Annotated in this window: 14 protein-coding genes; 5 read left to right on the top strand and 9 right to left on the bottom strand. The window is 38.7% G+C overall.

The window, feature by feature from the left end; genetic code table 11:
- Nucleotides 1-69 precede the first annotated feature (69 nt).
- From KF896_06525 to KF896_06510, 4 genes are read right to left on the bottom strand one after another with little or no spacing between them, the layout of a single operon-like run.
- Entirely contained in the window at nucleotides 70-2,094 is a 2,025-nt protein-coding gene (locus KF896_06525; protein MBX3043354.1) for a [FeFe] hydrogenase, group A, read from the bottom strand.
- A 3-nt stretch (nucleotides 2,095-2,097) separates the two neighbouring features.
- Nucleotides 2,098-3,999, bottom strand: a complete 1,902-nt coding sequence (locus KF896_06520; protein MBX3043353.1) for a 4Fe-4S binding protein — start codon at nucleotides 3,997-3,999, stop codon at nucleotides 2,098-2,100.
- Nucleotides 3,992-4,495: an NAD(P)H-dependent oxidoreductase subunit E gene (locus tag KF896_06515; GenBank protein ID MBX3043352.1), complete on the bottom strand. Its 504-nt coding sequence runs from the start codon at nucleotides 4,493-4,495 to the stop codon at nucleotides 3,992-3,994. The genes KF896_06520 and KF896_06515 overlap by 8 nt, the downstream gene beginning before the upstream one ends.
- A gap of 26 nt (nucleotides 4,496-4,521) precedes the next feature.
- The gene (locus KF896_06510) at nucleotides 4,522-5,166 is read right to left on the bottom strand and encodes a redox-sensing transcriptional repressor Rex (GenBank protein ID MBX3043351.1); all 645 of its coding nucleotides are present in this window, start codon (nucleotides 5,164-5,166) and stop codon (nucleotides 4,522-4,524) included.
- A gap of 402 nt (nucleotides 5,167-5,568) precedes the next feature.
- On the opposite strand from KF896_06510, the gene KF896_06505 reads away from it, so the two are divergent.
- The 3 genes from KF896_06505 to KF896_06495 all read left to right on the top strand — a co-directional run bounded on the left by KF896_06505 (nucleotide 5,569) and on the right by KF896_06495 (nucleotide 6,974).
- Entirely contained in the window at nucleotides 5,569-6,222 is a 654-nt protein-coding gene (locus KF896_06505) for a DUF4279 domain-containing protein (protein MBX3043350.1), read from the top strand.
- Nucleotides 6,194-6,373 (top strand): hypothetical protein, encoded by a 180-nt coding sequence (locus tag KF896_06500; GenBank protein ID MBX3043349.1) that lies wholly within the window; start codon nucleotides 6,194-6,196, stop codon nucleotides 6,371-6,373. The genes KF896_06505 and KF896_06500 overlap by 29 nt, the downstream gene beginning before the upstream one ends.
- Before the next feature lie 316 nt (nucleotides 6,374-6,689).
- Complete coding sequence (locus KF896_06495; protein ID MBX3043348.1) at nucleotides 6,690-6,974, top strand: OmpA family protein; 285 nt, start codon at nucleotides 6,690-6,692, stop codon at nucleotides 6,972-6,974.
- A 79-nt stretch (nucleotides 6,975-7,053) separates the two neighbouring features.
- Here the strand turns inward: KF896_06495 and KF896_06490 are convergent, their stop codons facing one another.
- The 5 genes from KF896_06490 to KF896_06470 form a co-directional block, all read right to left on the bottom strand.
- Nucleotides 7,054-8,439 carry a T9SS type A sorting domain-containing protein gene (locus tag KF896_06490; GenBank protein MBX3043347.1) on the bottom strand — a complete coding sequence of 462 codons (1,386 nt, stop codon included), beginning with the start codon at nucleotides 8,437-8,439 and terminating at the stop codon, nucleotides 7,054-7,056.
- 14 nt (nucleotides 8,440-8,453) lie between these two features.
- Nucleotides 8,454-12,170: a tail fiber domain-containing protein gene (locus KF896_06485; GenBank protein ID MBX3043346.1), complete on the bottom strand. Its 3,717-nt coding sequence runs from the start codon at nucleotides 12,168-12,170 to the stop codon at nucleotides 8,454-8,456.
- 15 nt (nucleotides 12,171-12,185) lie between these two features.
- Entirely contained in the window at nucleotides 12,186-16,037 is a 3,852-nt protein-coding gene (locus tag KF896_06480) for a tail fiber domain-containing protein (GenBank protein MBX3043345.1), read from the bottom strand.
- A gap of 14 nt (nucleotides 16,038-16,051) precedes the next feature.
- Complete coding sequence (locus KF896_06475) at nucleotides 16,052-19,126, bottom strand: tail fiber domain-containing protein (GenBank protein ID MBX3043344.1); 3,075 nt, start codon at nucleotides 19,124-19,126, stop codon at nucleotides 16,052-16,054.
- Nucleotides 19,127-19,736: 610 nt separating this feature from the next.
- Nucleotides 19,737-21,284 (bottom strand): glutamine synthetase, encoded by a 1,548-nt coding sequence (locus tag KF896_06470; GenBank protein ID MBX3043343.1) that lies wholly within the window; start codon nucleotides 21,282-21,284, stop codon nucleotides 19,737-19,739.
- 198 nt (nucleotides 21,285-21,482) lie between these two features.
- On the opposite strand from KF896_06470, the gene KF896_06465 reads away from it, so the two are divergent.
- Complete coding sequence (locus KF896_06465) at nucleotides 21,483-21,902, top strand: hypothetical protein (protein MBX3043342.1); 420 nt, start codon at nucleotides 21,483-21,485, stop codon at nucleotides 21,900-21,902.
- A 293-nt stretch (nucleotides 21,903-22,195) separates the two neighbouring features.
- Nucleotides 22,196-23,218: a hypothetical protein gene (locus tag KF896_06460; GenBank protein MBX3043341.1), complete on the top strand. Its 1,023-nt coding sequence runs from the start codon at nucleotides 22,196-22,198 to the stop codon at nucleotides 23,216-23,218.
- The last annotated feature ends 45 nt before the right edge of the window (nucleotides 23,219-23,263 follow it).

Genomic DNA, 23,263 nt, shown 5'->3' with positions numbered 1-23,263 from the left:
CTGAACATAAATGACAAACCCTACCTACTTATTTCTTTTATGATTTTATAACAAAAAATTATCTTTGATTTAATGAGCTAATTCAGAATTGCTGATAACCAACTCCGAAATTTGCTTATTCATTACATCAACCGCTCTTTCAAAAGTGCATTTGCCGATAACTTCACTACCTATTGTTACTGTAGGTCCTTTATCGCAATTTTCCATACAGAAACCTGCCTTAACATTCACAATGTCAGTTAAATCATTTTCACTTATGTAATTAAGCATCTTCTTCATAATGCTTTGAGAACCTTTTATAAAACACGAAGTTCCAAAACAAATATGAACATTCACAGTATTTTCGGACTGCTTTAGTAAAGTCAATTGTTCAATTTCAATTCGTTTGCGTTTTCTGTAAGAAGTATGTAACAGGTCATGTACAAGTTTGTGGCTGTCCTTCTGTTTTTCCCATTCCTTATATATTTTATTAATATAAGGATTATCCTGCGATTTGTGTAGTTGCAGCATTTTATCTGTAGCATACAGGGCATTTTTCCTGTTATCCAATGTATCATTATTAAAATAAACCGGTTGTCCTGCTCCGCCGACACATCCGCCCGGACAAGCCATAATTTCAACAAGGTCGTAATTGGCTTTACCTGATTTAATTTCGGAAATAATCTCCTTCGCATTCTTGAGATTCTGAACTACTGCAATTCTTATTTCCTCTCCATCAATATTGATAGATGCGGTTTTTATACCTTTGTTATCTCTGACTTCACTGAACTCCACATATTCGAGTTTCTCTTTTTTCTTAAGCTCATAAGCATATCTTAGAACAGCTTCAGACACACCACCTGAATTACCAAAAATAATACCTGCGCCTGTTTTGAATCCAAAAGGCATATCAAACTCTTCAGGTGTCAGTTCATTAAATTTAATACCGGATTGTGTTATCATTCTTGCCAATTCCTGAGTTGTAATAACAATATCAACATCGGGAATACCATTTACTTTAAATTCATCTCTTGATGCCTCAAATTTCTTTGCAGTACACGGCATAACCGATACCATAACTATGTCCTCACGTTTGCAGTTAAGCATTCCGGGTAAACTGTCTTTTACTACCGAAGCCATCATTTGTTGCGGTGATTTGCAAGTAGAAAGATTATCAAGAATTTCCGGATGATATTGTTCTGCAAATTTTACCCAGCCCGGACAGCAGGAAGTAAATAACGGTAAATTCTTTTGAGATTCTTTTCTTTTAATAAACTCACGGGTTTCTTCAATTACAGTTAAATCGGCACTGAATGCAGTATCAAATACTTTATCGAATCCTAACATTTTCATAGCCGATACCATTTTTCCTGATTCAATTGAACCAGATTCCGAACTAAACATCTCACCGATAGCAACTCTGACGGCAGGTGCTATTTGTGCCACCACGATTTTTTTATTATTATCAAGTTCAGCCCATAACTTATCAATATGACTTTTGGGTACAATTGAACCGGTTGGGCAAACTCTTGCACACTGTCCGCAATAGACACAATCAACCTGCGACAAACTTTTCATAAATGCTGGTTGAACGCTCACATTTGAGCCGCGGGATACAAAATCCAACGCACCAATCCCCTGAATTTCCTCACAAGCTCTAACGCAGTCTCCACACAAGATACACTTATTCGGGTCCCTGACAAGCGATTCAGAAGAGTTATCAATTGGTAACTGTTTGTCAAACTTTTTAAACCGTATTTTATCAACTCCAAGTTTGAAAGCTATATCCTGCAATTTGCAACTTGAATTTTTTGAACAACTTGGGCAATTATGATTATAACTTGCCAATAACAGTTCAATCGTTACTTTTCTCATTTCACGGATTTGTGATGTATTTGTCTTTACAACCAAACCGTCTTCAGGTATTACAGAGCAGGACGATAAAATTCCTCTACCCTCTACTTCAACAAGACAAAGTCTGCATGCACCATATACGCTAAGTTCTGAATGATAGCAAAAAGTTGGGATTTCAATTTTTGCTTTTCTAACTACTTCAAGAATATTTCTTTCTTTATCAAAATTTATCTTTTTTCCGTCAATTATCATACTTTTCATTTTCTATACTCCAATTACTGCGTTAAACTTACAAGCTGACTTACAGGCACCGCATTGAATACAAACTTTTGTGTCAATATAATGCAAAGATTTCTTTTCGCCTGTAATAGCATTTACAGCACATACCTTAATACAGGCACCACAGCCCTTACATTTGTCAGCTAAAATCTCGGGGTCTATAAGCGACAGACATTTTTTCACAGGACATCTTTTTTGCTCAATATGTGCAAAATACTCTTCTTTAAAATTCTTAAGTGTCGAGAGAATCGGATTAGGTGCTGTTTTACCAAGCCCACATAAAGAACCTGCTTTTACGGCATTAGCTAAAACCTCAAGTAATTCTATTGTTTCAGCAGTTGCACGTCCTTCTGTAATATCATCAAGTAAAGCAAGCATTTGTTTAGTTCCTTCACGGCAAAGAACACATTTCCCACAGGATTCATTTTGTGTAAACTGCATAAAGAATTTTGCAATCTGAACCATACAGGTACTGTCATTCATAACGACCAGCCCACCTGAACCAATCATTGCCCCAATAGATGTTAAGGAGTCAAAGTCCAGAGGCATATCCAGTTCTTTTTCTGTAAGACAGCCACCCGAAGGTCCTCCTATTTGCACAGCTTTAAATCCGTTGTTGTTTAATTTGCCTTCTTCATCTGTAACACCACCACCAATATCAAAAATTATTTGTCTTAATGTTGCCCCAAAAGGAACTTCAATAAGACCGGTATTAACAACGTGTCCTGTTAATGCAAATGTTTTTGTACCGGGACTTCTGTCAGTACCCAATCTTCTGAAATTATGGTGTCCATTTCTTAATATATAAGGCACCATTGCTAATGTTTCAACATTATTGATTACAGTTGGTTTTCCATTAAGACCGGATTGAGCAGGAAATGGCGGTTTAGGCATTGGCATACCTCGCTTACCTTCAACCGAACTAATCAAAGCAGTTTCTTCGCCACATACAAATGCACCGGCACCTTCCATTACTATTACTCTGAATGATAAACCTGAACCAAAAATGTTATCACCAAGAAGTTTCATTTCTTCTGCTTTTTTTACTGCCTGCTTGATTCGTTTTACAGCCAAAGGATATTCGGTACGAACATAAACATAACCTTCCTCAGCACCAATTGCTCTTGCAGCAATCATCATACCTTCAATAACAGCGTGGGGATTGCCCTCCATCAAGCTTCTATCCATAAATGCACCGGGGTCGCCCTCATCACCATTACAAATGATGTACTTTTTATCGCTTTCATTTTTTCTTGCAAATTCCCATTTAACACCGGTTAAAAATCCACCACCGCCTCTCCCCCGCAGTCCGGATAATTTAATAATTTCGCAAACTTCTTCAGGATTTAATTCTGTAAAAGCTTGTCTTGCCCCCATATATCCGTTATGTGAAATGTATTCATTAATATCACCGGGAGCGAGCTTGCCGCACTCTTCAAGCACTATTCTGGACTGCTTGTTGTAAAATGAAATCTCCTTTCTGCCTTTACAAAGCTGACCTGTATTAATATCTTTGAATAAAAGTTTATCCACAACCTGATTACTTTTAATTGTACGCTCAATTATAGAATCTACGTCACGTGGCTTTACCTGCATATAAAGAATACCTTCCGGCTCAATATTTACAAGTGGTCCCATTTGACAGAATCCCTGACAGCCACTTTCAGAAAGATACACATATTCACTTGAATTACTTTCGTGCTTTAATTCAATCTGAATATCAATTCCTTGTTCTGCAATTTTGCGTTTTAACTCATCATAAACTATTAGAGCACCATTTGCTACGCAACCTGTACCGGCACAAACAGTAATTCTCTTACTTACTGATTTATAATCATATTCATAAGCTGACTTGATTTGTTCAAGTTCAATTATATTGTTACGCATATTCCACCTCCGACTCCATTATCTTGTTAATTTCTTTAGCAATTTTTTTTGGTGTCATCAATGAATGAACAACTTCATTTATAACAACAACGGGTGCTAATCCACAAGCACCAAGGCAAGACACGGTTTCCAATGTGAACATCATATCGGGTGTCGTTGGTTTTTCTGGAGTTAAGTTTAATTGTAAGCGAATTTCTTTGATAATAGGTTCAGAATTCTTTACATGGCACGCAGTACCGTCGCATACCTTTATCACATATTTGCCTTTTGGCTCAAGAGCAAAATGACTAAAGAATGTTGCTACACCATAAACCTTTGCGGGTGAAATATCGAGTGAAGATGCTATCAATACCATAATTTCTTCAGGTAAGTATCTGTATTCATCCTGTACCGCCTGTAAAATAGGTATCAACTTACTTTTGTCGTAATCATAAAATTCCAAAATTTCACAAACCTTTTGAAATTTTCTTATGTTTTCATTACTACTGTTACACATTTTGATTATCCTTTTTAAGAAAAATATTACTTTGATGTTAATTGTGGCAATTTGTTTGTAAGTAATGCAAGACTTTGCGAAAACTGTGCATGAACTACATAAACGTTTTCAGGTACTTTTATCTGATAGGAAGCAAAGTTCCAAATTGCTTTAATCCCACCTTCTATCATCATATCCGTAACATTCTGAGCGGCAGAAGCCGGTACAGTCAGTACACCGATATGAATGTGCATTCGACTTACTAAATTGCTAAGTTTATCTATATGTAAAACTTTAATTCCATTAATTTCTGTATTTATATTTTGGGGGTCATTATCAAAAGCAACTGCAAATGACAAACCGTAATTTTTAAAACTATCATACATTAAAAGTGATTTACCAAGTTTGCCTGTGCCTGCTAAAACAGCTTCCTGGTAATTATTCCAGTTCATCGTTGTTTCAATAGCTGATTTAAGTTCACTTATACCGTAACCGCTTTTTGGTTTACCATTTATTCCGGTATATTGAATGTCTTTTCTGACTTGAATTGACTCCAAGCCAAATTGTTCTGCTATCCAAGCACTGGATACAGTTTCATTTTGTTCCGACTGAATCCCTTTTATAAGATGGTAGTATCTTACAAGTCTTCTTAGCGATGGCTCCGGTATATTCTGTATTTGTTTCACTTTAATATACAATTTTATATTGATAAAAAATTATCAATTCAAAAATAACAAGTTTTTACCAATTAACAAAATTTAATTGATAAAAAATTATCAATTAGTGTGAAAATTTTAAAATATTTGGGATAATCTTAAATTTATCGAACTGACTTACGAGGAAGTTAAAGTAATAAAGCCGGAGTTTGAAATGACAGAAGAAGAGTATAAAAATTATGAGATACTTTCGCAATAATTACGAATATTGAGGATTTTACGAAACAGCAATAATTGTTAATCATTCATACCTAATACTACATAGTTTAGGTGGTTATAAGAATATTTATAGTTAATATTTTGTAGAATTGCAAAATATTTGTAATTTTGCATATCATTTAATGAGAGTACGTAAATAATTGAGTTAGCAGTAATAGTATGACAGACCAACAAGCGATAGAACTTATTGAAAAGGAATTCAAGGAAAAGACACTTGGAATGACAGAGCAGTATCTTGAAATTCACAGTCCAATTTATTCCGACAACAAATTGAAAGTTGACCGTATTGACCGTGATAGAAAAGACGAAATAATTATTGCCTACTTACCTGTATTTGACGAAAGATTTTATTTTGCAGTTTATATTGACACAAAGAAGAACGAAGTTATTGGTGTTGATACCGAAGCATATCATCGTGTTTATTTCATAGCGACTTCAGAAATATTATCTGCGGACACATTAAAAGCTATGACACATTTGAAACCAACTGAATATTGGAGTAAAGGCGACCTTAGAAAAAGCGGAAAGTCAAATCATACGTTTAGTTGTCTAATATTTTTACCTAATCCAGAACCTGACGAATTTGAAGACAAGTTAAAAAAACTGCTTAGTTTATTGGAGCAAGATATGATTGGCATAAAACAACTTGCTGAAAAAACAAAAGGTTTTATATCGGTTGCAATGGACATTCATAACGGCAACGGAATGATTGGCGGACATACAATTGACATTAACGACATAAGGAGAATGAACGAATTAGGACTTTCAATCAGTTTTGACCTTTATGTTGTTGGAAATAACTTTATATCATAAAACTACTACTGCTAACACGGGTTTTGCGTCAGGCGGGGTGACGTGCAAACTTGGAGCTTTGTGCTTCTATTCAAGTTCAGTGCAGGTTGACAGTTTTGTGCTCCGAAATCCGCTTCTTCGCAAAGCCGCAAAACGTTATCTAATACCATAGGAAATCCAACATAATGGAAGAACAAATATTCATATCAGCTATAACCAATCATTGGTAGAATTAAATGAAATTGAATTCTTGACTGAAAGACAGTTCCAAGAATTATTAGAAAACTATCCGAAACTTATCTCTGGAAGTCAAATTAATCCTGAAAATCCTAGAAATTTGAATTCCTAATGAAGAACAAAGAAATAATATTAGACCATTTATTTATTGACCAAGATGGAATTTCTACACTTGTTGAAGTAAAATGAAGCACTGATACAAGGATAAGAAGTGAAGTTGCTGGTCAAATACAACATTTTTAGCGCCGGGCATGAAACGCTATCTCGACAGGGTAGCAGAGTTTATGAACTCTAATCCTAAATTTACACTGAGAATTGAAGGGCATTCGGATAATTTCGGCTCGCTTGAGGATAATTTTAATATTTCTCACAGCCGCTCTAAGGAGGTAGTCGGCTATCTCGTGCAGAAAGGTATAAATCAAAGCCGCCTAATCTCTACTGCCTACGGTTCATTAAGACCTATAAGTACAAATGATACTCCTGCCGGACGCCAAAAAAATATGAGAGTAGAGCTTACTTTAATATCCGGCAAGTGATTTTTTCCATTCGGTATAAATGCCCGACACATCTCTGCATCGGGCTTATAAATTATCTCTGGTTTTAGTTGTTGAAAGATTATTTCACTCTCACAATTTTCCGCATGAATCTTTCGTTTCCGATTGTGAGAATTATAGTGTATTCACCACTTGCAAGGTTTGAGCCGTTTAATGAGAATTTCTGCGAGCCGGCATTCAGTTGACCTGCGTAAAGTGAGCGAACTAATCCACCGCTTACATCGTAAACTCTGACTGATACTTCTTCTTCATTCATCAGATTAAACTCGATAGCAAGTTCATCTGAAAACGGATTCGGACGTACCGAAAGCGATAAATCACTACCTTGACTTTCCACTTTTGCTTTAGCAAGTATTAGAGCGTCACGCTTGTAAGTAAGCTGTGAATATCCATCGCCACTGATAATGTCAGTAAGTTCTGAGATTTCAACTTCGCTGATTCTACCAGTATTGACATCGTAATTTTTCATTCGTAATTCGTAATTGGCTTTCGCTCCGTCAGTTTCAGGCGTTTGGGGATTATCACCCCAAATTGTAACTGCTGCTTTACCATCGAAGAATATGCCTGAGCCGATAAGCACATCATTTTCGGAATATATGCCAATTTCATTGCCGTCAGGAGTATCTGCAAGAACAACAAGGGTTGAGTTATTCCCTGTGTGACTGTGTTCAGGCTTCAGAATTTTCGGTAATCTGACAAACGGTTCACCAGCCATAGCTCGCTTCCCTGAAGAGTTAGCAGGATAAGTCAGAGTTGAATTTTTGCTCAGGTACATCTGATAGCCTTGTCCGGGCTGCATATTGCCGATTGTATTGATGTCGAACATAGGCAAATACGTGCCTCCTGAATTATTTTTGGCAATTACGAGTGCTTCATCATCAGTAAGAGTGACGAGGGCATCTATGATATTCATCGGGCTGTTACGCAGGTAGGAAACAATTTTCCAACCCGAAGTAAGAGCAATATTATTATCTTCAGGAACAACTTGCTGCCCTGTGATTATGAGTGAATCTGACTGAGATGCATAAACCTGATAACCTTCAATCACATTCCAATTAACAATTCCGTCTATATCAAATGATGGAATATATGTAGCACCCGCATTATTCTTGACAATAACCACGTTTTCCTTCACATCTTCCCAAACTACCGGAATAGATGTATTCTCCGGATCGACATAAGTGGAGATGAGGTTCCAACCGAATGCGAGATTAATAATTTGTGTAACAAAATTAGTTTTACCCATTTTGTACCAAAATCCGGAACCGACAACGTTGTCAAGATTTTCAATTTTGCCAATTGCGGGCTGCCCAACTGTGCTTCTAAAAGTAAATTCGCTATTGGAAACTGTGGCAGCTGAATTACCCATCACGTGATTTTTAATTTGATAGGTTTGAGATTGCAAATTAATTGCAAAAAGTAAGAAAACGAATAATATGTTTTTCATATTTATTTCCTGTTTTACTTGATATTTGAAACTTGTTGAAATAGAATTTCAATTTTTTTCTCTAAGTTTTCTATTCTTTTATTCTGTTCATCAATTATGGTTTGCTGCTCTTTCATAGCTTCAACTAATACTGCAGTCATCTCAGCATAATTAATTCCCATATAGCCATCTGTAGGATTGGTAAAAGCAAGTTCAGGTATGACTTTTTCAAATTCCTGTGCAATAAAACCAATGCGAGTGCCGTATTCGGGATTGCTTGTCCATGTGAAACTTACTCCGCGTAATTGCTTCACTCGCTCAAGACTATTATCTAAAGTTGCGATATTTTCCTTAAATCGTAGATCTGAAGTAGCAGTGGTGAGCGTTCCGTCGGAAGTACGGTTAACAACACCTGAATATGCCCCTGAGCCTATACTGCGAAAACGTGCGTTGCCATTAACATCGAGGTTTTGGGTTGGACTGCTTGTGCCTATACCAATATATGCGTTGGACTGTTTAGCAAACAGAGCAACAGAGTATGCACTGTTATTGATAGAAAGCCCTGCAGCGCTTGAGTTATTAAATATATGCCATTTTACAGTATTTCCTTCATAGAACCGGAAACCTGTATCTTCGTCTTCGTCAGACTCAAGGTAAATAAAGCTACTTGGGTGCAATGAACCTTTAAGGTGCAATCCTGCACCCGGGCTATCAGTTCCAATACCAACACGACCATTTTTTAGTACCGTTAAGGCATTACTTCGGGTAGAATTTCCCGTACCGTTGCCGATTACAAACAAGCGGTCATTTACATTCCATGATACACCGGATGAAGGAGTGTATGTTGTGTTATATCTTCCTATAACAGTTTCATAAGCTGATGGAGATTGTATTTGATTACCTAAAACAAATGAGTAATCACCTGATGATTCAGAATAAATCCCCAAAGCCGTGGAGATATATCCTGATGCTATTGTAGAATACCCCATGGCTAAGGAATTATATCCTGATGCTTTAGAAGAATTCCCCAAAGCCGTGGAGATATATCCTGATGCTATTGTTGAATATCCCAAAGCAGTAGAGTAAACATTTAATGCTTTTGTGTTGTATCCCATAGCGACAGAATAGTCACCTATGCTATCTTTATCCCATTGAGTAGAACTTACTCTTCCGACTCTGAATGATGCCTTATCAGGATACCACATCATGCGGGTACCTGCACCAGATGTCGGCGGGTCACTTGGACCAGAGCCTTTAAATTCACCTTCAAAGAGTATATTTCCTTCATCTGTGTCGGTAATATGGAGAAGAGCAACAGGAGTTGCAGTTCCAATTCCAATTCGACCGTTTTTCAAAATCGTCATTGCATTACTTCGTGAAGTACTTCCGGTGCCGTTGCCAATTACAAAAAGTTGGTCATTTACATGCCAAGCTGAAGGCGTAGTGGGAGTATAATCAACATTCCATCTTCCCAGAACTGTTTCATATCCTGACCTTGCCTTTGTATTTGAACCCATCGCTGTAGAAGCATAACCCGAAGCTGTTGAGTTCTCTCCCATAGCCGTTGAAAATGTACTTGACGCCGTTGTACCTCCACCCATTGCAGTAGAAACATCTCCTGAAGCGATTGTATTCCCTCCCATTGCAGTAGAAATACCTCCTGAAGCAGTATTAGCATAACCTATTGCAGTAGAATAATCCCCATGTGCTGAATTATGACTTCCCAATGTAGTTGAGTTATCCCCATATGCAATTGTGTTATGTCCCATTGCATTGGAAAAATCTCCCGATGCGGTATTATTATAGCCCATAGCTACAGAATGGATTCCAATATTTGCTTTGTCCCATTGAACACCTATTACAGCGCCTGCCCTGAATGCCGCTTTATCCGGATACCACATCATACGTGTACCCGCACCACTTGCAGGAGGGCTACCGGGATCAGTTGATTTATATTCTCCTACAAATAGAATATTGCCTTCGTCTTTTCCCGTACCGTTGGTATGGAGTAGTGCAGTGGGGGTTGAGGTACCAATACCTGTACTACCATTTTTCAGTACTACCAAAGCATCCGTTCTTTCACCTCCTGATGACCCGTTACCAATCACAAACAAACGGTCGCTTGAATTCCACGATGAGATTGATGTAGGAGTATATGTTGTGTTATAAACTCCAATTGCAGTTTCATAAGCAGAAGGAGATGAAACTCCAAATCCCAAAGCAGTAGAGTAAAACCCTGATGCTATTACATTTATCCCCATGGCGGTTGAATAGTTTCCTGATGCTGTTGTACTGGCACCTAAAGATGTTGAGTAATGCCCTGATGACGTTGTGTTAAACCCCAAAGCAGTAGAGTGATTTCCTGATGCATTTGTGTTATAACCCATAGCAACAGAATAATTACCGATGTTATCTTTATTCCATTGGGTACCGGTTACACCGCCAGCCCTAAAGGCACCTTTATCAGGATACCACATCATACGAGTACCTTCTCCTGATGTGGGTGGGTCGCCCGGGTTAGTTCCTTTGTATTCACCTTCGTGCAAAACATTGCCTTCTCCCTGCCCGAGGCCAAGAGTATGCAAAAGTGATGTTGGTGTGGAAGTTCCGATGCCTATATGGCCGTTTTTCAAAACTGTTAATGCATCTCTTCTTGAATCGTTTGCAGTGCCATTACCGATAACAAATAAACGATCAGTTTCACTCCAATCTGCTATTGAATTCGGAGTATAATCTGTGTTAAATCTTCCGATGACTGTTTCAAAACCTGATTTAGCAGTTGTTTCTGAACCTAATGCAATAGATTTCGAACCGGATGCGTCGGTAGAAGACCCAATGGCAGTTGCACTATATCCTGATGCTGTTGAGTACCAGCCCAATGCAGTTGAAGAATTACCTGATGCAGTTGTATTTATACCCATTGCACTTGAAAAATCTCCGGAAGCTATTGTATTTGAACCAATTGCTACGGAGAATTTTCCAATATTATCTTTGTCCCATTGTGTACCAGTCACACTCCCAGCCCTGAAAGCAGCTTTATCAGGATACCACATCATACGTGTGCCTGCTCCTGATGTCGGTGGGTTACCAGGTGTATCTTTGAATACACCCACATGTAGCACATTACCTTCTCCATCACCAAGTCCATGAGTATGTAACTGAGCGGTAGGAGTATAAATGCCGATACCGACATTTCCGAGACGACCGATATTATTTGATACATTGCCACCGTTGTCCCATGTTGGGTCGCTTTCTGAATATTCTGTTAAATATCCTTCTACTGCATGGTCGCCCCATGAGTGGGCTGCATTCCAGTTTGTAATATCAGTATTTAATATGCCCGATGCCGGACTTGCAGAAAATAGCGGGTCTGTTTCATTTACAGATTCAGCCGTCTTTGAATGCAGTGCATAAGGCACAGAACTGAGTTTAATCCTCGGAAGCGGAGTGCCACTCCCTACGGTGATTTCAAGCCAGTATTCGTCACTGAAATTTATACCAAATGGCGTAACGCTACCAAGATTAAGATTAACAAGTCCGTCAGCGATAACTACGCTGCTGTGTGTTTCGTTCCAAATAGCGGTGCCGCCCGTAGCGACATCGTATAATTTGACGGTAATATTATAATTTCCGTCGAGCAAATTGCCTTCTGAATCTTGCAAAACCCCTTGCCAACTAATTTGGTTTGGGATTTGAGCTGTTAAGGTATTAACTGCAATTAAAAGTAGAAATAATACAAAAATGTTTTTCATTTTTCATTTTCCTTTTTATTTATTTTGAATCTCTGAAAATTGTTGCAAAAGTTGTTCAAGTTTACGCTTAAGTTCATCTATTTCTGTTTGTTGAATATGAATTTTGTTGTTCTGTTCATCTATAATAGTATGCTGTTCTTTTATTGCTTCAGCAAGTACAGCAGTCATTTCTGCATAATTAATTCCCATATAGCCATCTGTAGGATTGGTAAAAGCAAGTTCAGGTACAACTTTTTCAAATTCCTGTGCTATAAAACCAATACGAGTGCCATATTCAGGATTGTTTTTCCATGTGAAACTAACCCCTCGAAGTTTTAATACTTTTTCAAGACTATTCTCTAAGGTTTCGACATTTTCCTTGAAACGAATATCAGATGTGGCAGTGGTCAGAGTGCCATCGGATTTACGATTTAGCACTCCATGATAAGCATCAGAGGCAATACTACGAAATCGTGCGTTCCCGTTTACGTCAAGGTTTTGGGTAGGAGATGAAGTGTTTATTCCCACTTGTCTGCCTTTTACAATCATAGCGACAAACCAGTTAGGGTCATAGCCATCACAACGTAAAGTATAACCTGAACCTTCCTGAATAGAAAGAATAGTCCCGTCGCTTGAGTTAGTTGTAGCTCTTAGAGCCAAGCCAGAACCATTTGTATTTTCAAAATAGCCCGTAGAATTGGTTCCGCCTGAGGCGTTTGATACTACCCTGAGCCTATTTCCAGCCGGATTAATTGTACCTATTCCGATATTTCCATTCTTTAAAACAGTCATAGCATTTGCTTTGTTCGATTCATTGATTCCTATACCTATCTCAAATATTGGGTCGGTTGAATACCAGTTTTGGGAATCACCAAATCCAACATTATACTGACCAATTGCTGTTGTGGAAATGGATTTGGCATTTAATTGATACCCAATTGCTGTAGAATATTTACCTGAAGCGGTTGTATATGCACCTAAAGCAGTTGAATTAGGGGCATTTGCGATGTTCCCGGCACCTATGGCGACCGCACTGAGTGATTTTGCTATGGCACTATAACCAAAAGCAACTGAATAATCACCAATACTATCTTTGTCCCATTCTGTAGAGGTTACTCTTCCAGCTCTGAATGCCCCTTTATCGGGATACCACATCATTCTGGTGCCTGCTCCTGTAACCGGTGGACTGCCCTGATTGGCAGTTGATTTATATTCGCCAACAAACAGTACATTACCTCCACCTGTACCAGTGCCACTTGTGTGAAGTAAAGCTGTAGGGGTGCTCGTACCTATACCTGTATTGCCACTCTTCAAAACTGTCATAGCATTGCTTTGCGAAGCGAGAGCTGTACCATTACCAATCACAAACAAACGGTCATTTGCATTCCATTCAGTTGCTGAGACTGGTGTATAATCTAAATTCCATCTACCTACAACAGTTTCAAAAGCTGATTTGGCACTTGTTCTTTCGCCCATTGCAGTGGAGGCATATCCCGATGCAGAATTATTCGCTCCCAATGCAGTGGAAACAGTTCCAGAAGCATTTGCCCAATATCCTATTGCTGTTGAAAAAAGTCCGGAAGCGGTAGTATTTTGTCCTATTGCAATTGAATTAGCACCCTTTGCTTTGCTATTATAACCCATAGCAATAGAATAAATTCCAATACTATCTTTATCCCATTGCGTTCCTGTCACACTCCCAGCCCTGAATGCCGCCTTATCGGGGTACCACATCATACGTGTACCTGCTCCGCTTGCAGGAGGGTCGCCCGGGTCATATACTTTGTATTCACCCTCGTGCAAAACATTTCCTTCTCCCTGCCCTTGACCAATAGTATGCAAAAGTGCAGATGGTGTAGAAGTTCCAATGCCTATATGACCATTTTTCAGAACTGTTAATGCATCTCTTCTTGAATCACCTGCGGTACCATTTCCAATAACAAACAAGCGGTCGTTTGCATTCCATGAAGTGATTGAACTCGGCTCATAATCAGTGTTCCAACCTCCCACTGCTGTTTCAAAGGCAGATTTGGCTATTGTTCCGTGTCCCATTGCAGTGGAATAATTTCCCGAAGCTGTTGTACCGCTTCCCATTGCCGTGGATCTATGTCCCGAAGCGGTTGTTCCGCCTCCCATTGCAGTGGAAGTAGTTCCCGAAGCTGTTGTAATGAATCCCATTGCAGTGGAATAATTTCCCGAAGCTGTTGTACCGCTTCCCATAGCCGTGGAATACAATCCCGAAGCGGTTGTTCCGTCTCCCATTGCCGTGGAGCTCTCTGCCGAAGCGGTTGTGCTGCTTCCCATTGCCGTGGAATACAATCCCGAAGCGGTTGTACTTTTTCCCATTGCTGTGGAATTTTGTCCCGAAGCTGTTGTGCTACTTCCCATTGCCGTGGAATACCATCCCGAAGCGGTTGTAATGAATCCCATTGCAGTGGAACGAGAACCCGAAGCGGTTGTGCTGCTTCCCATTGCCGTGGAATAGATTCCTATACTATCTTTATCCCATTGCGTTCCGCTTACACCACCAACCCTGAATGCTGCTTTATCGGGATACCACATCATTCTTGTTCCTTCACCTGAAGCAGGTGGGTCGCCTGGATTGGAAGTCTTATACACGCCTTCAAGCAGCACATTGCCTTCTCCCTGCCCGTGGCCATGAGTATGTAAAAGTGCTGATGGTGTAGAAGTACCAATACCTATATAACCATTTTTCAGAACTGTTAATGCATCTCTTCTTGAATCACCTGCGATACCATTACCAACAACAAACAAGCGGTCGTTTGCATTCCATTCCAATGCTGAGACAGGAGTGTAATCAGTATTCCAATTGCCTATTACCGTTTCAGAAAATGATTTGGCAGATGTGCCATATCCCATTGCCGTGGAATTACCTCCCGAAGCGGTTGTGTAGCTTCCCATTGCCGTGGAATTACCTCCCGAAGCAATTGTGTTATCTCCCATTGCTGTGGAATTTTGTCCCGAAGCGATTGTGTATCCACCCATTGCGGTAGAAGCCAATCCCGATGCGGTTGTAACCATTCCCATTGCAGTTGCGTACCAATCCGAAGCTGTAGTTCTTTGTCCCATAGCCGTTGAGGAAAGTCCAGAAGCGGTTGTATTGTATCCCATTGCTGTGGAAGCCCATTCGGAAGCAGTAGTACCTTCTCCTAATGCCATAGAAATCCATCCTTTGGCTTTGGTATTGTAACCCATTGCTACAGAATATTCTCCAATACTGTCTTTATCCCAATCTGTTCCGCTTACACCACCTACTCTGAAAGCACCTTTATCAGGGTACCACATCATACGTGTTCCTTCACCTGAAGCAGGTGGTTCGCCTGGGTTCGAAATCTTAAACACGCCTTCATGCAGCACATTGCCCTCGCCCGTGCCTGAGCCGTGGGTATGAAGTAGGGCACTGGGAGAGGAAGTCCCTATGCCCACATTGCCGGTTCTGCCAATATTTGCTGTTTCATTTGCTGTGCCTGACCAAGTTGGATCGGTTTCATTTACAGATTCAGCCGTCTTTGAATGCAGTGCATAAGGCACAGAACTGAGTTTAATCCTCGGAAGCGGAGTTCCAATCCCTACGGTGATTTCAAGCCAGTATTCATCGGCGAAATTAATACTAAATGGCGTAACGCTACCAAGATTAAGATTAACAAGTCCGTCAGCGATAACTACGCTGCTGTGAGTCTCGCTCCAAAGTGCCGTCCCACCGGAAGCGACATCGAATAATTTGACAGTCAAATTATAATTTCCATTGAGCGGATTACCGCTACCGTCTTGAAGAATTCCCTGCCAGCTTATGGTTTGGGGAATTTGTGCTAACAAATATGTTGTAGAAAACAATAATACTAAAACAATAAGTATAGTTTTTTTCATAAATCACCTTATATTTATTTATTTGATAATAATTGAAACAATTTTTCATATTTAAGTTTTAATTCATCTATTTCGTTTTGTTGATCAAGAATTCTTTTGTTTTGTTCGTCAATTATTGTTTGCTGCTCTTTCATGGCTTCAACTAATACAGCAGTCATCTCTGCATAATTAATTCCCATATAGCCATCTGTAGGATTGGTAAAAGCAAGCTCAGGTATGACTTTTTCGAATTCCTGTGCAATAAAACCAATGCGAGTGCCGTATTCGGGATTGCTTGTCCATGTGAAACTTACTCCGCGTAATTGCTTCACTCGCTCAAGACTATTATCTAAAGTTGCGATATTTTCCTTAAATCGTAGATCTGAAGTAGCAGTGGTGAGCGTTCCATCGGAAGTACGGTTAACAACACCTGAATATGCTCCAGAGCCAATACTACGGAAACGTGCATTACCGTTTACGTCAAGACGTTGAGTTGGTGTTCCGGTGCCTATACCAACCTTGCCATCCGGATTGATGCGAAGCAATTCGGCACCTTCTGCTCCGGCATAAAATCGAGTTTCACCGGTACCACCATCAAGGTTAAAATACAAAATACCTGTATCGTAAGCATTAATGATTAAATTGTCATTTGATGAAGCCCTGATAGATGGACGTGTAGGTACATTAACATAACCTGAGTAAAGGTCGAGATAATCGCCTACACTTAATTGCTGTCGTGGAGTTGTTGTTTGAATCCCCACATTTCCGGCTTGATGGATAGTCAATCTTGCCATTCTATTAGTTCCCAAGTAGAGAGGACCGTTTTCAAAGTTCACCAACCAACCGATTAAATCTTCCATTAACAGGTGTAAGCCATCTCCTTGGCTTAATCCTGTAGTGCTGGTTATTAGGTTCATTCCACAATTATTGCCGGATTGTGCAAGTGTTAACTTTCGTGAAGGAGTATTTATTCCCAATCCGAAATTCTTGCCTGAAGTGCTGTAAATGGCTGTTTCATTTTCTACCCAGGGATCAGTAACAGGGTTAGCCCATAATACACCGCCTGTCCCACGGGTAAGCACCTGCCCAATGGTACCTGAGGTATTATTATAATCGAAAAGGTGATTTCTTAGGCGTGCAGACCCATTAACATCGAGGGCTTGGGAAGGGGCAAAAGTGCCTATGCCTGTATTTCCGTTTTTTAATATAGTAAGTGCATTTTTTCGTAATTGCTCAGACGTTCCGTTACCAATGGCAAAGAGTGGGTCAGTTTCTAACCAATTATTTGCATCTCCGCCAATTATATTATAATGCCCCATTGCAGTTGAAGCGTAAGCATCTGCTCTTGTTCCCGGACCAATGGCAACAGATATTGTTCCGTCTGCTCGAGCAAGGTCTCCAATAGCAGTGGAGTAATTGCCTATTGCTTTACTCCAAAAGCCAATAGATGTTGAATTCGAGCCGGTAGCAGATGAATGGAAACCCATTGCAGTGGAGTAATCCCCATCTGCCGTAGTTGAAGCTCCTGTTGCCAAAGAGTAATCTCCGGTAGCTTGTGTAGTTCTTCCAATTGTAGTTGAGTATGCTCCCGATGCTATTGATTCACGAGCTAATGATACAGCATAATTACCTGTTGCATGACTTTCGCTACCTAATGCAATTGATGCAAAAGCCGAGGCAGTACTAAAACTACCTAAAGCAACTGAACCCTGTCCGGATGCTGTATTATTATCACCGATTGCTATTGAGCCATATCCGCTTGCTACTACATTGTTTCCAATAGCAGTGGAATAGAAACCTATATTATTTTTATTCCATTCATCAGCAGTTGCTCTTCCGGCACGGAAAGCTGCTTTGCTCGGATACCATAATAAGCGAGTTGCACTTGTGTGTGTCGGTGGGTCAGATGGATTAGTTGCTTCTAAATTACCCTCGAAAAGAACATTTCCGCCGGAAAGATTAGTACCAATTATGTGAAGCAATGATTTTGGGTTTTCAGTTCCAATTCCTACTTTTCCGCTTTTTAAAACTGTCATAGCATTGCTCGGTGCAAAATCGCCCATCCCATTTCCAATTACAAATAACCTGTCGTTTTCACTCCAGCCGTAAGCATTTATGGGCACATATTCAGTATTGAATGAACCTAAAGCCATTTCATAGCCTGAATAAGCAGTAGTGTTTTTTCCCATTGCTAATGAAAAATCACCTTTTGCATGCGTTTCATAACCCATACTAAATGAATAATCACCGGATGCTTTAGTATGTGACCCTGTGGCAGTTGCTGTTATACCGGATGCAATAGTATTACTGCCAAAAGCAGTAGCTATATTTCCTGATGCAAATGTCAGGCTTCCTAATGAAGTAGAAGCGTATCCTGACGCAACTGTAGAAGAGCCCAAAGCGACAGCCATATAATTGCTTGCAATAGTGTTACTACCCATTGATATTGAAGATACACCAATATTATTAATATCCCATTGATTTGATTCTACTATACCCGCCCTAAAGGCACCTTTATCAGGATACCACATCATACGTGTGCCTCCACCTTCGGCTGGCGGGTTACCGGGTGACGATGGTTTATATTGCCCTTCAAATAACACATTACCTTCGCCTGTACCTGAGCCGCTTGTATGGAGAAGGGCATTGGGAGCAGTGGTTCCAATTCCTACATTGCCTGATCTGCCAATATTTGCTGTTTCATTTGCTGTGCCCGACCAAGTAGGATCTGTTTCATTGGCAGATTCTGCCATTTTAGAATGTAATGAATATGGTACTGAATTTAGTTTTATTCTTGGAAGTGGCGTACCACTGTCAACCGTAATTTCAAACCAGTATTCATCAGCGAAATTTACACTAAAAGGCATAAAGCTCCCAAGTGTAAGATTAACAAGTCCGTCTGCAATTACTACATTGCTGTGAGTCTCGCTCCAAAGTGCGGAACCACCCGAAGAGACATCGTATAACTTGACAGTCAGGCTATATGTGCCTGATAGATTTTTAGCATCGGCATCCTGCAAAATTCCTTGCCAGCTTATGGTTTGGGGAATTTGAGAATAAGCGGAAACAATACTTATTAGTATTACTGCGAGTAAAGTAAATTTTTTCATACCAAAACTCCCTAATTGAAAATTCTGAAATCAAAGAACATCTTCTTGATTTTAAAATAAACCAAGTATCATATAAAAATAATAAATTTTGGGATATAATTATGAAATTATTTCATTAAATTAATGATATACCTCATATTGAAGTGACATTTTATTACTTAGATGATGCTATGTAAAACTATTATAATTATTAGGTTTAAATAAATAATCAAAACAAATCCTCCAGACACAACTCTGCATCGGGCATATAAATTACTTCCGGTATGAGTTGTTGAAAGATTACTTCACTCTCAAAAATTTCATCATAAGTCTTGAGTTGCTGATTGTGTTGTTGTCAAACATTGGTATATAAGTAATATATGAATTATGATTTGTAATCATAAAAAAATTTCTCTTTGTTAGTTCTGTTATACAAATTTTAATGTTTATTTTTGAAAAAATTTCGTCTTTAGATTATTTTTATTACCCACCAAACATCATTGTTTTTTTTTGCTGAATATCATGAATTTAATATTTGATTTGAGGCAGTATTTTATACTTTTTTTTGCTAGAAATGAAAAGGGTTTCCTTGTGGAAACCCTTTCTTCATGAATTTATTATTTGATAAATATCAATGTTTGTGGATATGTTTGTGCATAATTCTGCGGGATTCGATATACTTTTCTTCGTCAGGCATTGCCATTAGTCGTTTATTAAGATTTCTGTCATTTTCCTTTTGAAGAACTTCAGCAATATAGTCAATAACTGCAGCAGGGAATATATTTTGTCTTTCGAATAAAATTCTATGCTGAAGCAGCATTTCAGATGATTCGACGCAACTTGTAGCAAGTTCGGCGAGTTCGTGTATGTTCGGATTGTTGTGTATATTTGTATCAACATAACTGCTTTCTGTCAGTTTTAGAGCATCTTCGGGATTAGTTAAGCCCCACTCTGTCGCCATAGTAATTCCTGCAAGCAGCAAATGAGCGTTGGCGCTACCGTCCGGCGACCTTAATTCAACGGTTTGAAGGCTTTCATCATGAACAAGTGGATCTTTTTGTTGCGGATTTACTTGCATAGCGAGATTTTTGTGTTTAGTCCACGCTAAGGGTACGCGTATAAGTGCACTACGGTTTGATTCGCTCCAGCATACTTTAGTTGGTGCTTCATGATGAGGGACAAGCCTTAAGTAAGATGATGAGCACATATTTCCGAAAGCTGTAAGCGAAGGAGCATAATAGCATAAACCGCCAATAAGTTGCTTTGCTTCTGCTGAAAGTTCACCCAATTCGTCCGTCATAATATTTTTACCGTTGCGCATTAGAGCATTATGGAAATGTAGACCGTTTCCGGCATGTTCGAAATCAATTTTTGGGAAGAAAGTAGCTACAAATCCGTGTTTGTATGCAACATTTCTAACCAGCCAGCTTGCCAGCACCATAATATCTGCAGTTTCATCAATCGGGGTTGGTGAAAATTCAAGTTCCACTTGTTCTGCGGTTTTGCCTTTAAGTTCAGAATAATCACTTTCAACAGATTGAATATAACCCACTTCGCTATGAGCATATTTTATATTGCCGGTAATTTGAGACATATAAGTCATCATTTCGTTGAGTATATCACCTGTTTTAACGAATGGAGAAGCTGCGTGATAGCCTCTCTGTTTTGGCAATGAATAAGTCTGATTTGCAATGTTGCCGATTAAATAAAATTCGAGCTCACCAAGTGAAAATAATTCTAATCCTGTCTTCTCCGTTAGCGAACTTGAGGCACGGGATAAAATATTATCAGGTGTAAATATTGCAGGTTTGCCGGTTCTGTCCATAAATCTGCAAATTATATTTAAGCTCTTTGTATCAAATGGGTTAAGAAATGCTGTTTTATATATCGGAACGACATATAAATCTGACTTGCCGGCATCAACCATACCCTTGAAGAGTGAAGAACCATCGCAGCGTTCACCTTCGGCTAAGATTAATTCTGCCTGGCGACGACTTGTGATTGGGATTTTTAGTTCTTTTATTTTTCCGTCAATTCCGGTATAGTTGAATGTAATACGTTCTAACTGTTTTTCCAATATTACTTTAATCAGGTCTTCCCGGGTCCAATCATTTTTTGGTTTTCCTGTCAGCCTGATAATCGGGCTTTCAAGTGCGAAATGTTCAATTTTCTGAGTCATAAAATCTCCGTTTATTGTTATTATTTTCCTAAATTAATTTTAGATTAATACATTTTAAGTAAAATTTAAGTGTTGCACTTTCACAATATTCAAAGATAATAAAACATAAGCATATTAAAAAACTTAGAGTTAATTTTTACGTTTTTTTTCAAATAATTTCAATATATTTGCATATTGTAAATAGTCAGGAATATAAAAATGAATTCTTTAGTGAAGAAGTATCGTATTATGAAAAATATTGGAATAACTCTGACATCAATATTCGGAGCGTTATTCATATTCGGCTTTTTAGGTGCAGCAACCATGGTTGGTGGGGCTAATATTTTGTTGGGTTCACTTATTTTATTCGGTCCGCCGCTTGCAATCGGATTGTATTTATTGATTGCAGGGAACAAAAAACTAAAAAAAAGCCAACTTAATGACCGAGAAAACCTCGTACTTACTATGGCAGCACAAAACAATGGCATATTAACTCAAGCAGGGCTTGCTAAGGGTACAGTTCTTACTATAGCTGATTCAGGCTTTTTGCTAAGTGAAATGGTTACAAAAGGCATCGCTTCGGTAGAAGTTGATGATAATGGAGTAATTGAATATCATTTCCAAAGCTTGAAGAGATAATGAAATTAATTATTAATTTACAGTAACTTATAATAGGTATTATACACATAAAATTATTCATGGCATATTAGTGGAATACGCTTCTGATTATGTGAAATATAGATAATCTTTATTCGTGAAACAAAAATATAACTACTTAAGTGCATTGTAATGAAAAGTTTAGTATTAAATATTCCTGATAATGTTGATTTGGAGATAACTGAAACTGATTTGCAGATGCTCGGCTTCCGAATGTACTTTTCAAATTGAAAATTAACAATTAACAATTGAAAATGAAATCAAATAAAAATATATTGCTTATAATTACTAATAATTGTCAATTTTCAATTATCCATTGTCAATTTGGAACGTGGAGCGCCTTCCCTGCACAGACGCCTTACCACTATGCGTACAACTCACCCCTCACCTACCGTGACCCAAGTGGACTTGCGCCTGAGAAGGAGAAGGAAAGAGAGGAGTTGCTGAGTTGGGAGACTAACTGGGCTGAATTATATCCTTTATATGCAGCTTTGTATGAAGAGAGTGAAAGAAGATCAAATCAGGGAATGACTAACGCAGATGGTAGTCGGATGGTGAATCTGATTGAAGAATCAGGTGGTTATGGTTTTTCAAGATATAAGCCCGATAGAACAGGATGTGCATCCGGTGCTGCTAATGGGCAAGAAACCAAGAAGGGACAAGCAATGTATTTAAGTGATATTCTCATTGGATTTACTGGTCTCAATATTACTGATGGTAAAACTTGGTCAAAAATGGATAAAGCCCAGAAAGAAACCGCACTTTCATCTGCCAATAATCTATTGCGATACTTGCAAAAACAATCTGGCTTTGAATGGTCTTATTCAATTTTTGAAGTAATGAATGAAGACGGTACTACAAGCATTATTGCCTCCAACTTTAAAACTGATGGGGAATCAAATAGTGTAATGCCTGATTTTCAGTATAAGGGAAATGGTAATCTTGTTAATGTTTGGGGATTTGGACATTCACATCCATGGAATTCTCCTCATTCTGCCCCAGATTTAGGGTATATGGCAGAAAGCAATCACAGAAAAGATGGGTTTATTATGGTAGTTGTATCTCCAGACTACAATGATTACTTAGAAGTAGTTAATAATAATTTGCTTTCAGAAAGCTGGATAGATGTAAAAGGTAACTATGGGAAGGAAATAGCGAAACAATACATTAATTTTATGATTAATAATCAAGGTAATGAATGGACAGATGTGTTTTTAATGGATAGAGATACAGAACAATGCATAAGTTGTGGGCTTCATTTTCAAAGATTTACTCCTAGGGTAATGAGAAGGAGATGATAACCATGTTATTCAGGATATTTTATTTTTTAAAAATTAAAATGA

It is taken from the genome of Ignavibacteriota bacterium (genome assembly GCA_019637995.1).
Lineage (GTDB): Bacteria > Bacteroidota > Ignavibacteria > Kapaibacteriales > UBA2268 > JANJTB01.
The sequence above is the reverse complement of the archived record's forward strand: the minus strand, read 5'-3'. Positions and strand labels throughout refer to the sequence as shown.